Origin of the sequence: Micromonospora sp. NBC_01405, from assembly GCF_045040155.1 — a bacterium.
Taxonomy (GTDB): domain Bacteria; phylum Actinomycetota; class Actinomycetes; order Mycobacteriales; family Micromonosporaceae; genus Micromonospora.
Map to the genome: position 1 here is coordinate 6,213,211 of NZ_CP109532.1, position 13,493 is coordinate 6,226,703.

Sequence of the window (13,493 nt, forward strand, 5' to 3'; positions counted from 1 at the left end):
CACCACACTATGAGTGGGCCGAGGCCCCTTTCGGTTGTGGCGGTTGAGCGAGCAAGTCCGCGTGGTGGAGCACGTTCACCGGGAGGCTTCCCGCTCGGCGTCGGGCACCCGGCCGGCCACCAGGTTCAGGTGGGGCCAGCCGGCCAGGTCGTCGAGCAGTTGACGGTCGTGGGTGGCGACGACGACAGCGGCCGGCGTGGTCAGCAGGGCCGCGGTCAGCTCGTCGACCAGCGCCGCCGACAGGTGGTTGGTCGGCTCGTCGAAGAGCAGCAGATCGGGCCGGACGGCGAGCTGCACCGCCAGGTCCAGGCGCCGCTGCTGGCCCTGGGACATCCGCTGCACCGGGGTACGCAGCGCTTCGCGGTCCAGCAGGCCCGTCGCGTTCAGCGGCACCGCCTCGCTCTCGCGGAGGCGACCGGAGGCGATCAGCTTCCCGATGTGCTGCTCGTACACCTGTCGCGCGGTGGTGTCGGCCGGCCAGGTCGGCACCTCCTGCCCCACCAGGGCGATGCGCGCGCCCGGCGGGCGGTGCACCGATCCGTCGGTCGGTTGCAGGCGGCCGGCCAGCACCGACAGCAGGGTGGACTTGCCCGCGCCGTTCGCGCCGGTGATCAGGAGCCGGTCGCCGCCGTCCAGGCTGAGCGTGTGGGGCCGGTCCAGGCGCCCGGCGAGACGCACGCCGTCGACGCGCACCAGCGCGGCACCGCGCCGGGTCGCCAGCTGCGGCCAGCGCAGGTGCAGCGGTGGCTCGGGCACGGTGATGCGGTGCGACTCCAGGGCGTCCCGCTCGCGGTTAAGCGCCTGCACCACCCCGGGGGCCCGGGACTGGCGCTGGTGCTTGCCGGTGCCCTTGTCCGGGCGCCAGCCGGTGCTGAGCCGGTCGCGGGCCTGCTCCACGGCCGCCGTGAGCCGGTGCTGCTCGGCCTGCTGCGCCGCGAATTCCTGCTCCCACCGTTCGCGTTCCCGGCGGCGCCCCTCCTGCCAGCCGTCGTAGCCACCGGCGTGCAGGTGCGCCGCGCCGTCCTGGTTGGGGTCGAGGTCCAGGAACTCCCGGGCGACGGCGCGCAGCAGAGCGCGGTCGTGGCTGACCAGGGCGACGCCGCCGCGATGGGCGCGCAGCTGCGCGGTGAGGAACGCCAGGCCCCCGGCGTCGAGGTGGTTGGTGGGTTCGTCCAGCAGCAGGACGTCGTGCTGGGCGCCGAGCAGGCAGGCCAGGCGCACCCGGTGGCGCTGCCCGACCGAGAGGGTGCTCAGCTCGCGCGAGCGGTCGGTGCACGCGCCCAACGCCTGGAGGGCGATGTCGACCCGGCGTTCGGCGTCCCAGGCGTCCAGGCGCGTGGCGGCCTCCAGCGCGGCGGCGTAGCGCTCCTCCGCGCCGTCAACCCCCGTGGCGAGGTCGTCGGCCGCCTCGTCGAGCGCGGTCAACGCCACGTTGGCGGCGCGCAGCGCCTGATCGGTGAGGGTGCCGACGGTCAGGCCCGGCCCGACGCGCAGGGCCTGCTCGGCCAGCCCGACGGTGCCCACCCGGCGCACCGAGCCGGCGTCGGGCTGGACGATGCCGGCCAGTACGTGCAGCAGGGTCGTCTTGCCGCGGCCGTTCTCGCCGACGATCGCCAGCCGGGACCGGGCCGAGACGGTGACCGACACGTGGTGGAGGACCTGACGCCCGCCGAGGACGACGCTGACGCCCTCGGCGCGCAGGTGCGCGTACTCCCCGGCCGGGACCGCGTCGTCCGCCGACAGCCGTCCGTCCGCGCCGGTGGGCTCGTGGTGGACGGGCCCCTGGCGGGCGGGCTCGTGGTGGACGGGCATGCCGACTCGCGGCAGGAATGAGGGATTCGTGGCAGGAAAGGACACAGGAATGCTCCGCAGCTCGCGATGGAGCCGGGCAGCCCGAAGATGCCGCCCGGCAGGAGACCGGAACGGCGGGCAGGGAGGTGAGGATCGCTCGATGCGCCGCCGTCAGCGGCGGGTGCGGAGCCTCATCGACGCGATGCCTGGGTGATTCATGGTGCCGACCCTACCTCATGCGGCTTGGCCGTGACCCGCTGCTACCGCACCTCGACCAGCGAGGAGAGCAGGGCCGCGGTCTCGCCGGGGCGTACCAGCACACCGGCGTGACCCCCAAGATTCGCCACCCGGTTGAGCCAGGCGAGGGGTTGTCCGGTGCGGCAGCAACCGCGCCGACACCGGCCGGGCGGGTGACGCGACCGCCAGCGACGGCTCGTATCCTGTGCGCGAAGGTCGGACGTAACTGAAGGGGGTCGGTGTGAGCAACCGGATCGAGACGCTGGAATTCCAGGCGGAGGCGCGCCAGCTGCTCCAGCTGATGGTCCATTCGATCTATTCGAACAAGGACGTCTTCCTGCGCGAACTCATCTCCAACGCCTCCGACGCGCTGGACAAGCTGCGCCTGGAGTCCCTGGTCGACAAGGATCTCGCGGCCGACGCCTCCGACCTGCACATCGAGATCGAGGTCGACCGCGAGGCGCGCACCCTGACCGTCCGGGACAACGGCATCGGCATGTCCCGCGACGACGTCGTCGGCCTGATCGGCACCATCGCCAAGTCCGGCACCGCCGAGCTGCTCGCCAAGCTGCGCGAGTCGAAGGACTCGGCCGGGTCCGCCGACCTGATCGGCCAGTTCGGGGTCGGGTTCTACGCGACCTTCATGGTGGCCGACAGGGTCACCCTGGTCACCCGCCGCGCCGGGGAGGCCGAGGGCACCCGCTGGGAGTCCACCGGCGAGGGCACGTACGTCGTGGAGACCATCGACGACGCGCCGCAGGGCACGGCCGTCACCGTCCACCTCAAGCCGGAGGACAGCGACGACAACCTGCACGACTACACCGTCGACTGGAAGATCCGCGAGATCGTCAAGCGGTACTCGGACTTCATCGCCTGGCCGATCCGGATGACCGTGGAGCGCCCGGGTGAGGACGACGCGGTCACCCGCGAGGTGCAGACCGTCAACTCGATGAAGGCGCTGTGGGCCCGCCCGCGCAGCGAGGTCGACGAGGCGGAGTACAAGGAGTTCTACAAGCACGTCAGCCACGACTGGGCTGACCCCCTCGAGACGATCCACATGCGGGGCGAGGGGACCTTCGAGTACGAGGCCCTGCTGTTCCTGCCGTCGCACGCCCCGGTCGACCTGTTCGCCCCGCAGGCCCGTCGCGGCGTGCAGCTCTACGTCAAGCGCGTGTTCATCATGGACGACTGCGACGCGCTGATGCCCAACTACCTGCGCTTCGTCAAGGGCGTCGTCGACGCGCACGACCTGTCGCTGAACATCTCCCGGGAGATCCTCCAGCAGGACCGCCAGATCCAGGCGGTGCGCCGCCGGCTGGTGAAGAAGATCCTCGCCACCGTCAAGGAGCTGAAGGCCAACGAGGCCGAGAAGTACCGCACCTTCTGGGCGGAGTTCGGCCCGGCGCTCAAGGAGGGTCTGCTCGATGACCCGGACAACACCGAGGCGATCCTCGACATCGTCTCCGTCGCCTCCACCCACGACCCGGCGGAGCTGGCCGGCCTGCGCGACTACGTCGAGCGGATGAAGGACGGCCAGGGCGACATCTACTACATGACCGGCGAGTCCCGGTCGATGATCGAGAACTCGCCGCACATGGAGGCGTTCCGGGCCAAGGGCTACGAGGTGCTGATCCTCACCGACCCGGTGGACGAGGTGTGGGTCGAGCGGGTCGGGCAGTTCGACGGAAAGCCGCTGCGTTCCATCGCCAAGGGCCAGGTCGACCTGGACACCGAGGAGGAGAAGGAGGAGGCCGAGTCGGCCCGCGAGCAGCAGCGCCAGGAGTACGCCGACCTGCTGACCTGGATGAGCGAGAAGCTTTCCGGCAGCGTCAAGGAGGTCCGGCTCTCCACCCGGCTGACCACCTCGCCGGCCTGCGTCGTCGGCGACGCCCACGACATCACCCCGACGCTGGAGAAGATGTACCGGGCGATGGGGCACGAGGTGCCGCAGGTCAAGCGGATCCTGGAGCTGAACCCGGGGCACCCGCTGGTCGAGGGGCTGCGCAAGGCCCACGAGCAGGACGCCGGGGCCGACGCGCTCGGCGACACGGCCGAGCTGCTGTACGGGATGGCGTTGCTGGCCGAGGGCGGCGAGCTGGCCGACCCGTCCCGGTTCACCCGCATCCTCGCCGACCGGCTGGCCCGTACCCTGTAGCCGCCGCCACGCACCGCGCGCCGGGCTCCCGGTCGACATTGTCGACCGTGGACGCCCGGCGCGCGGCGTTGCGCCTCCCGCCGGGCAGGGCCCCGGGCGGGCGGGCGGACCGGGATAATGGCCCCATGCTTCGGGGGCGGCTGCGCGGGTTGGTGTCGGTGTCGGTCGGGCTGCTCCTGCTGCCCGGCTGCTACGGGCCGGAGCCGCAGGTCGACACGGCCCGGACCAGGGAGCTGGCGATGCAGGACGCCGGCCGCAAGGTCACCCTCGTCGAGCAGGCCGTCAAGCGGGAACGCCGGCACCCGAACCCGGCGCAGCGGTACGCCCGGGAGGCCGCCCGGGTTGCCGGCACGGAGGTCATGCGGATCGACGACACCCGGACCGGGGGCGGGGTCTCGCTGATCGTCCGCGTGCACGGGGTGGCCACGGCGGTCGACGCGTCCGGCCGGTCGATGAACGAGCCGTTCGACCTGCCGGTCTGCTATGCGATCAGCGTCGAGCAGGATGCCATGGACGACCGGGTCGACGAGGTGTCCTGTCCCGACGGCTCCCCGCTCACCGTCTCCGTCGACCCGGAACTCCCGGGCTCCGCCGAGGACGACCTGCGCCAAGCCCTTCCCACCGGCGGTGCGGCCACCGAGCAGGCCGTCCGCGCGGCGGTCGACGGCCTCGACCTCGAGCCTCTGGTCACCCGGCAGGTCGCCGCCGTGGGTGGGGTCGTGGGGGTGGCGCTGCGGGCCAGTCAGTACGACTGCCTGCTGGCCCGCGTGGAGGGTGGACGGGTCGAGGTGTGGCGGCCCGCCCGGGTGCAGCTTGCCCCCGGCGAGCTGAGCTGCACGGCCGACACCGCCGTCGCCGGACACGGCCGCCGCCCGCCCCACTGAGCTGTGTGGGCGATCACCGAGCGTTTCCGGTATCCGATGTGCGCAATCGGACCCCAATCACGCTCGGTAACGGGACGAGGTTGTCCGCTGGCGGTTCACCCTGATCAGACTCGGCCCGGCGTTCGCCCTGCATGGCTGCCGAAGTCTCGCAAGTCGACAATGTGGCCCTTCGCCCGAGCGGGTGAAGAACTTCACAAGAGGTGGGCACCCGTCACCAACGGTGCCTAACGTCGGTCGAGTCCGCGAACGCGGCGACCACGGTCGGTAACGCCTAGTCCTGCCGCCGACCGTCGGTTCCCTTGGCAGTCAGGCAGGAGCGGGGGACCCACACGTTCCTCGGTGCACCGCACCTCGGGGTGAAGCCGCCTGTGGCGGCCGGGCTCCTCGGCCCGAACCCGACAGCTCACCTCGCCGGCGTGGAGGAATCACACATGGCAACTGAATACACCGCCCGCCACCGTCGGGTGACCGTCCGTCGCGCCGCCGTCGGCACTCTCGCCGCGGGCGCCCTCGCCGGGGTCGTCGCCCTGGCCGGCCCGGCCGCGCCGGCCCAGGCCGCGGTCAACTGGGACGCCGTCGCCTCGTGCGAGTCCGGCGGCAACTGGCACATCAACACCGGCAACGGCTACTACGGCGGCCTGCAGTTCTCGCAGGGCACGTGGGCCGGCTACGGCGGCAAGAAGTACGCGGCCCGCGCCGACCTGGCGACCCGGAGCGAGCAGATCCGCATCGCCGAGAAGGTGCTCGACGGCCAGGGCATCGGGGCGTGGCCGACCTGCGGCAAGAAGGGCGGCTCGACGAAGGGCAGCTCGAAGTCGGAGCGGAAGTCGGAGACGAAGGCCGCCCCGAAGGAGCGGTCCTCGCGTACCGAGAAGCCGGCCTCGCGCAGCAAGCGGGACACCACGAGGAGCGCCCCGAAGAACGCTCCGTCCAGCGGCGGGATGACCTATGTGGTCCGGTCGGGCGACACCCTCTCCGAGATCGCCACGGCGCAGGGCGTGCGGGGCGGCTGGCGCGTGCTGTGGGAGAAGAACGAGCGGGTCGTGGGCGAGCACCCGAACCTGATCTTCCCGGGCCAGCGGCTCAGCCTCTGACCCGCCCGGCCGGGTCGGTGCGACCCGGCGTCCCGGTCCCGGGGCACCCAGCACCGCAAGCGCCCGGCCGGTTCCTCCGGCCGGGCGCTTCCGCGTCCCCGACGAGCACGCCACCCGGGTGAAGTGCTCGTGGGAGCACCGTCACAGCCCCGCAAAACGAGTCGGCCGCCGGGCCCGTCGCCGGGCACAATGGCGCGATGTCGCGCCACACCGCCGCCCTGCTCGACGACCTCGACGAACTGCCGTACCGGGAGCGGATGACGACCCTCGCCGCCCGGGCCCGGGCCCTCGCCGCCGCCGGCCGGCTGGACGGGGTGCTCGCGGACCTGCGGGCCGGGTCGACGTACCACCGGTTCCTCGCCGTGACCGCGGCCCAGGTCGTCGGCGACCGGGCCGGGATGGCCGCCGCCCTCGACGACCCGCACGCGGCGATCCGGGCCGTCGCGGTCCGTGTCTGCCTGCTCACCGCCGACGGCCTGCGCCCCCTGCTCGCCGACGCCCCGGCCGACCTGCGCCGGCTGGTCTACCGGTCGCTGCGGTCGCTGCGTCGCCCGGAGGTCGCCGACCGGCTCGTCGACGCGGTCCGCGACCGGTTCGGCGACGCCGAGGCGGTCGCGCTGCTGCCCGCCTGTGGCCCCGACACGGTACGCCGGCTGCTGCCCCTGCTCGACCACGCTCTCGGCGGCGGGGCGGCCCTGGTCGGCTGGCACGCCGGGGTCCTGCTCGACCACGCCGAGGCGACGCTGCCCGGCCTCGACGGCTCGGAACGCTCCCGCTGGTGGGCGGCCCGCGCGGGCGCGCTGCTCGGCACGGCGGTCGGCCACCCGGAGCGGGTGCTCACCCTGCTCGAACGCCACGCCCCGGCCGACGGGCTGCCCGGCGACCTCACCCGCTACGGCGTGCTCGCCGCGGCGTCCCCGGCCCGGGTGCTCGCGCTGCTGACCGACCCGGCCCGCGCCGGGTGGCTGGCCCGGGCCACCCTGCCCCCGGCGTTGCTGCGCCGCCTCGCCGCGCTGTCGCCGGCGGACCTGGTCACGCTCGCCCGGCGGCTGCGCGCCGACGACGCCCGCCTCGCGGCGCTGCTGGACGCGCTGCCCCCGGCGGCGCGCGGCACCCTGTACGACGCCGCGCTCGCCGACGTCGAGACGGCCGCCGCGATCCCGTCTTCGGCGGTCATGGCGGTGCTGCCCCGGCGCTGGCGGGAACGGGAGGCCCGCCGGGTGCTCACCCTGGAGCGGGTCCGTGCCGACGAGGCCGCCGTGCGGGCGTGGAGCGCCGAGCTGCCCTGGCCGGAGGCGTCCGCGGCGCTGGTGCCCGCCCTGCGCGCCGCCGACGCGGGGGACCGGGCGACGGCGTACGAGCTGCTGCTCACCGCCGCGCGGCGCAGCGGCGACCCGGCGGCGGTGGCCGAGGCCGTGGCCCGGCTCGTCGGGCTGCGCAACGAGCAGGACCCGGTCCGTTCGGCGGCGCTGGCCACCCTGGCGACCATGGCCCGGCCGCTGCGCGCCGACTCGCGGCCCGTGCTGGCCGCGCTGGTCACCGACGCCACCCACGCCCGAGACGCGTCCACCCGCACGCTGTCCGCGCTGGGCGAACTGGCCTGTGGGGTGCTGCGCCACCACGTCGACGAACCGGAGCTGCTGGGCTGGGCGCTGGACACCCTCGACGCACTCCTCGGCGGGCACCACCTGCCCCCGCTGGGCCGGCTCGACCACGGCCTGCGCCGGGGGCAGGAGCAGGTCGTCCTCGACCGGCTCCTGCCCTGGATCACCGCCGGGATGGCGCGCGGCGAGTTCACCGCCCTGTTCGCCGTCACCCGCGCGCTGGGACGCCGGGCGTGGCGGCTGCCCGCGCTCCAAGAGCTGCTGTACCGGGCCACCGGCCCGGGCAACGTCTCTTCGGTCGTCCGGACCGCCGCCGACCTGTGGCTGGCGGACCCGGCGCCGCGCGGCGAGCGGGTCGCCCTCCTGCTCGCCGCAGACCCGTCGGTGATCACGTTCGAGACGGTGTGGCGGACGGTCTGCGGGCGGCGCACCGACCTGCTCGACCGGGTGCTGCTCGGCCCGCCGCCGCGCGGAGCGTTCCTGCCGGCCGGGCCGCGCTGGGTGCCCGGGCATCCGTGGCACGTCGACCGCTGGCTGCCCCGGCACCGGCGGGCGTACGTCGACCTCCAGGCCCGGCTGACCCGCGACGCGGGCCAGCCGATGCACGCCCGGGCCGCCGCGCTCGCCCGCGCGGCGCGGGTCCCCGACGCCGGCCGCGACCTGGTGCTGCGCTACGTCGACTCCGCGAACGTCACCCTCGCCGAGGCGGCCCTCGGCGCGCTGCCCTGGACCGACCGGCCCGAGGAGGCCCTGACCACGCTGCTCGCGCACGCCGACGACGACCGGGCCCGGGTGGCGATGTACGCCGCCGGCCGGGCCGCCCGGTTCGTCGCCCCCTCCGCGCTGCTGCCCCGGCTCGCCGGCGTCGCCCTCGGCCGGGGCAGGGTGACCAGCCGCAAGGAGGCCGTCCGGCTGCTCGGCCGGCACGGGCCGCCCGAGGCGGTGCCGCTGCTGTTGCAGGTGTGGCAGCAGCCCGGCCAGCACCGCGACGTCCGGGCTGCGGTCACCGCCGCCGCCCGGCAGCGGCTGCACACGCCGCAGAGCTGGGCGGTGCTCGACCTGGCCGTCGGCGGCGGCCGGGAGGACACCCTGACCGTGCTGGCCGCCGGGACGCACGAGGTTCCGGAGCCGCACCGACCCCGGTACGCCGGCCTGGTCGTCACCGCCTGCCGCAGCGGTGACGGGGTGGTCTTCCAGGCGGCGCTGATCCGGCTGGCGCAGTGGGCCCGCTGGGCGCCCGACGTCACCGACCTGGTCGTCGCCGCGCTGACCGACCTCGACGCGCACGCCGGCTGGCCGGCCCGGTCGATGCTGCTGCGCGCGCTGCTGGACCTGCCGCACCGCCCCGAGCGGGCCGCGCTCGACGCCGCCCTGCGCCGGCTGGTGGCCCTCGACGCGGCCGACGACGACCCGGGCGGGCCGGAGCGGGACCGGCCGGCCCGCCGCCGGATCGACGCGATCCTGTGGACCGTGCGGGTGTGGACGCAGCGCGCCGGCGTCGACGCCGACCGCGACCCGGCCCGGGACGCCGCCCGCAACCTGGCCCGGCACCCGGGGTTCGTGGCCGGGGCGGCCGGGCTGCTGACCGCCCTGGTGCGCCTCGACGGGCGCACCCCCCAGCAGCTCGTGGCCGAGCTGACCGAGCTGTTCGAGCTGGCCGCCGGCCGCCCGGCGCTGGCCGCCCGGCTGGCCGACGCCCTCGCCGACCGGGTACGCCGGGCCGCCGCCTCCGTGGATGCCGGGCTGCTGCTGGCGGCGGCCCGGGAACTGGCCGCCCGAGGCGACGCGGCCGGGCTTTTCGCGCTGGCGCTGACCCGGGCCGGGGAGTCGTACGGGTGGTCGACGCCGTGGCGGGACCTGCTGCGGACGCTGCGCGGGCACCCGGTCGCCGACGTCCGCGACGCCGCCCTCGCCCTGTCCATGTCAAGGTGACCCGGGCCGGTGACGGACCGGGTCACGGTGTTACGGCCGCCGGTCACGTACGGGGGCGGGCACGGGATTCACAAGGCCACCGTTGTACGCGGCGATCACGAGTTGCACCCGGTCGCGGGCCCCGAGTTTGTTCAGCAGGTGTGAGACGTGGGACTTGACGGTCTTGACGGCGATGGTGAGATGCCCGGCGATTTCGTGGTTGGACAGACCCTGCCCGATGAGGCCGAGCACCTCGGCCTCCCGGGCGGTCAGCTGGTCGAGCAGGGATTGCGCGGGGCCGGCAGGGCCGGTGTGCTGCTTGCAGACGTAGTGCTCGACCAAGCGCGCCAGGATCGACGGGGCGAAGAGCGATTCGCCGTCGTGCGTACGCCTGATGGCGTCGAGCAGATCGGCGGGCCGGCTGTCCTTCAGCAGGAAGCCACTGGCTCCGGCGCGGAGTGCGTGGAAGACGTGCTCGTCGAGGTCGAACATGCTGAGTACCAGCACTCGGGTGTGCCCGAGCCCCGGCAGCCGGCAGATGCCCCGGGTCGCCTCGATGCCGTCGAGCCGCGGCATCCTGACGTCCATGAGCACCACGTCGGGCACGGTCGCCTCGGCCACGGCGATTGCCTCCATCCCGTCGCCGGCCTCTCCGACCACAGCGAGACCGGGCTCGGCGTCGATGATCATCGCGAGGCTCCGCCGGAGCAGGGGTTCGTCGTCGACGAGAACGACCCGCAGGGGCCGGTTGGATCCGTTCACACCGCTCCCTCGGGAATGATGGCCTCGAGACGGAACCCCGCACGATCCCCGTGCTCCGTTGCGCGCGGCTCCGCCGTCAGGGTCCCACCCAGGCTGTTCACCCGTTCCCGCAGCCCGATGAGGCCGTGCCCGGCGCCTGGCCGGACGGCCCAGCCCCGGTTCGGCCCGCCGTCGTCGATGGTCACGCTGACTGCCGCCGGGGTCCGCGCCAGACGGACGTCGACCGTGGTCGAGCCAGCGTAACGCGCGCTGTTGGCCAGCCCTTCGCGGACGATCCGGCAGATCGCCACCTGGGCGCCGGGGGACACCGAGCCGAGCTCTTCCTGGGTCAACTCCACGTGCAGGCCGGCCCGGCGGGCGCCCTCGATGATCTCCGGCAGGGACGCCAGGGTCTCCGTGGGGTGGCGGGCGGGCCGGTCGTCGGCCTCCCGCAGCGCGTCCAGCATGCGGCGCAGCTCGACCGTCGCCTTCCGGCTGATGGCCTCCACGTCCTCGATGGCGGCCAGCAGCGCTTCATCGTCCGGCTTGCGGGCGTGCAGGTGCGCTGCGGCGGCAGCCCGCACGGTGATCATGCCCAGGCCCTGGGAGACGATGTCGTGCAGGTCGCGGGCTAGGCGCAGGCGCTCCGCGAGCACCGCCTCGGTGATGTCGCGGCGCGCCATCACCGTCTCGTGCTCGGCACGCTCGACCAGCAGCCGGGCGATCGCCCAGACGGAGACCGCCGCGAAGCCGAGCAGTAGGACGGTGACGAACGGCCAGGTGAGCCCGAGCGCGAGGATGGCCGTCATCACGACGAGCAGCGCACCGGCCGACAGCAGCAACCATGATCGAAGGGAGCGATGCCGGCTCTCGGTCATGCCGCGCAGCCTACCGTTCCCAGGCTCCGTGGCGTTGGGGTGCGAAGCGCGGGCTCGTGCCTCCCGGGCACCCGCATCGGACCACGGTCTGACGGACCCAGGGCCGACGAGTGACCTCCGATGCCGCCCACGGCCCGATGTTCCGGCGCGTTCCACCTGGTTGTCTGGGTACGGCGGGTGGCATCACCTCCGCCACGGTGTCCGGAGATCGCCCGGGAGGGTCGTTGTATAGGCGCGTGACAATGGCGGTCGCGGGAACGTTGTTCACCCTGCTGGCGCTGGTGGCGGTGATCGTCACCGATCTGCACGACCGGGACTTTCCCCAGGCCCTGAGCGCGCAGAGCAGGCTGGGCCTGGACTTCGGCGAGTCGCAGTTCAGCGACCGGGACGCGTTTGCGGCACTGACGCAGATGGATGCCGACTGGAACCTGGGACTGGTCAGGATCGCCCCGGGCCTGGTTGACGACGGCGACGAGCGGATCTTCGTGACCCTCAACGACGGGAGCCTGCCCGCGACGTTCCGCTGGTTCAGCGGCGCCGACGCGGGAAGGGTCGTCGGCAGGGACCGGCTGGCCAACTCGTCGCCCGACGGCTCCTACCTGGTCACCGGGGACGCGGCCCGGCTCGCCGAGGTGGAGAGTCGGTTGAGCAGCGCGGGCGTACGGGTGACCCGCGTCGACGCGTCCGTGACCGACAGTCTCTGGTTCGCCATGCGGGAGGGCGGCTTCGCCGCGGCCGTCCTGGCCGCGTTCGCCCTCATCGCGGCGCTGGCGTTGTTCTGGCTGTCGATGAAGGCGCGCAGCCGCGCGCTCCGGGTGCTCGCGGGCTGCCCCACGTGGCGCATTCAGGCACAGGACCTGGGCGGGTTCGCGGCCGCGCTGCTCGTTCCGGCGGGCGCTGTCACCCTCGCGGCCGCCGCCTGTGTGGGCCTGGCCCGTGGCTGGCTGTACGTCGGCGTCTTCGTCAAGGCGCTGGCCGGCGTGGAGGTCGCGGTCATCGCCGTGTCACTGCTCGTTGCCCTGGTCATGTCGGCCTCCGCCTGGCCGAGCGCCACCATGCTCGCCACCCGGCAGCCCGCGGTGAGGAGCCTTCGCTCGGCGGCCGTGGTCGTCCAGGCGCTGACGTTCCTGCTGGTGGTGGGCACGGCCGGGCCGGCCTGGTCGGCGTACCGCAGCTCGTCCGCCACGGCCGCTGAGATGGCGCAGTGGAAGAACCTCGCGGATCAGGTCGCGGTCCAGTTCGGGATGGGCGATGACGAGATGACCAGTCTCGAACCCCGGATCGGAAACCTGGTCAGGGACGGCGAATCGGCCGGGGCGGTCGCGTACTCGTACACCTTCTCCGACGAGACATGGGAAGGCGATCTCGGCGACTACTCGGCGATCGCCTTCGTGAACCAGCGGTGGCTCGACCTGATGACGACGAACGCGCCGCCGGACGCGCTCACGCCGGTGCCGTACGAGCGGGTGAGCGGCATGCTTTCCCGGGAGTTCGGCGAGACGTTCTCGCTGTGGTCGAGAAGCCGACGTGCCGGGGGAGAGATCCTGTCGGGGTTCGGATACCTGCGGCCCGCCGGCGGGTTCCGGATGCCCGTCGCCCAGGGTGGCGGCGGGAGTCTGAGCTTCCTCGACGATGTCCTCGTCGCCGTCATGCCCTCCCTGCATCAGACGTTCGATGATTCGAACCTGACATCGATGGTCTCGACGAGGAACATCCTGTTCACCGGTGTGGCGGCCACCCAGGCGATGATCGAGCGCGAAGGCCTCTCCGCCGAGACCCTGAGCGGCCGGGGGATCAGGGGCGACCTGAGTGTGGTCTACGTCGCGGAGGAAGGGATCCTTCGGGCGCAGTTCATGGCGTACGTGGTCTGGCTGATGAATCTCGCGCTCACCGCCCTGGTCGTCGCCTTCACGGTCGCGACCGCGATCAGCGCGCTGATCACCGCCCTGCTGCACGCGAAGCGCGATCTTCCGTTGCGGCTGTCCGGCCGGCCGTGGGCGCGGATCCTGCAGAGCCGGGTGTCCAGGGAGTTGCTGGCTGGCGCGGCGCTCGTGTCCCTCCTGGCGCTGGTCCAGAGACCCGACTCCATGGGGGCCCTGCTGGTGGCCGCGATGTTCGGGATGTTCGTCGTCCCGCTGAGCCATCTGTGGGCCGCGAACCGGTGTTTCTCCGGCGTCAGCAGGCGTCGAATCTGATGG

Annotated in this window: 8 protein-coding genes and 1 riboswitch; of the genes, 5 read left to right on the forward strand and 3 right to left on the reverse strand. The window is 73.6% G+C overall.

Annotated elements, in window-relative coordinates; genetic code table 11:
• Positions 1–75: 75 nt before the first annotated feature.
• The gene (locus OG559_RS26795) at positions 76–1,812 is read right to left on the reverse strand and encodes an ATP-binding cassette domain-containing protein (protein WP_405108582.1); all 1,737 of its coding nucleotides are present in this window, start codon (positions 1,810–1,812) and stop codon (positions 76–78) included.
• Positions 1,813–2,329: 517 nt separating this feature from the next.
• Here OG559_RS26795 and htpG point away from each other — a divergent pair.
• The 4 genes from htpG (at position 2,330) to OG559_RS26815 (ending at position 9,697) form a co-directional block, all read left to right on the forward strand.
• Complete coding sequence (gene htpG, locus OG559_RS26800) at positions 2,330–4,183, forward strand: molecular chaperone HtpG (protein WP_405116991.1); 1,854 nt, start codon at positions 2,330–2,332, stop codon at positions 4,181–4,183.
• A gap of 125 nt (positions 4,184–4,308) precedes the next feature.
• Complete coding sequence (locus tag OG559_RS26805) at positions 4,309–5,067, forward strand: hypothetical protein (RefSeq protein WP_405108584.1); 759 nt, start codon at positions 4,309–4,311, stop codon at positions 5,065–5,067.
• A gap of 278 nt (positions 5,068–5,345) precedes the next feature.
• Positions 5,346–5,499: riboswitch (cyclic di-AMP (ydaO/yuaA leader) on the forward strand.
• Positions 5,499–6,161, forward strand: coding sequence for a transglycosylase family protein (locus OG559_RS26810; RefSeq protein ID WP_405108587.1), 663 nt, complete (start codon positions 5,499–5,501; stop codon positions 6,159–6,161). It overlaps the preceding riboswitch by 1 nt.
• Before the next feature lie 197 nt (positions 6,162–6,358).
• On the forward strand, positions 6,359–9,697 hold the full coding sequence (locus OG559_RS26815) for a hypothetical protein (protein WP_405108590.1): 3,339 nt from the start codon (positions 6,359–6,361) through the stop codon (positions 9,695–9,697).
• Positions 9,698–9,727: 30 nt separating this feature from the next.
• Here the strand turns inward: OG559_RS26815 and OG559_RS26820 are convergent, their stop codons facing one another.
• Together OG559_RS26820 and OG559_RS26825 are read right to left on the reverse strand one after the other, a co-directional pair.
• Entirely contained in the window at positions 9,728–10,417 is a 690-nt protein-coding gene (locus OG559_RS26820; RefSeq protein WP_405116993.1) for a response regulator, read from the reverse strand.
• Between the two features lie 17 nt (positions 10,418–10,434).
• Complete coding sequence (locus OG559_RS26825) at positions 10,435–11,295, reverse strand: sensor histidine kinase (protein WP_405108593.1); 861 nt, start codon at positions 11,293–11,295, stop codon at positions 10,435–10,437.
• A gap of 236 nt (positions 11,296–11,531) precedes the next feature.
• Between OG559_RS26825 and OG559_RS26830 the strand changes: the two genes are divergently transcribed.
• Positions 11,532–13,490, forward strand: a complete 1,959-nt coding sequence (locus OG559_RS26830; protein ID WP_405108596.1) for a hypothetical protein — start codon at positions 11,532–11,534, stop codon at positions 13,488–13,490.
• Positions 13,491–13,493 lie beyond the last annotated feature (3 nt).

Excerpts from the sequence above, each read along its gene's own strand:
- OG559_RS26795 (WP_405108582.1), bottom strand. The coding sequence starts at position 1,812 with ATGCCCGTCCACCACGAGCCCGCCCGCCAGGGGCCCGTCCACCACGAG.
- htpG (WP_405116991.1), top strand. The coding sequence starts at position 2,330 with ATGGTCCATTCGATCTATTCGAACAAGGACGTCTTCCTGCGCGAACTC.
- OG559_RS26805 (WP_405108584.1), top strand. The coding sequence starts at position 4,309 with ATGCTTCGGGGGCGGCTGCGCGGGTTGGTGTCGGTGTCGGTCGGGCTG.
- OG559_RS26810 (WP_405108587.1), top strand. The coding sequence starts at position 5,499 with ATGGCAACTGAATACACCGCCCGCCACCGTCGGGTGACCGTCCGTCGC.
- OG559_RS26815 (WP_405108590.1), top strand. The coding sequence starts at position 6,359 with ATGTCGCGCCACACCGCCGCCCTGCTCGACGACCTCGACGAACTGCCG.
- OG559_RS26825 (WP_405108593.1), bottom strand. The coding sequence starts at position 11,295 with ATGACCGAGAGCCGGCATCGCTCCCTTCGATCATGGTTGCTGCTGTCG.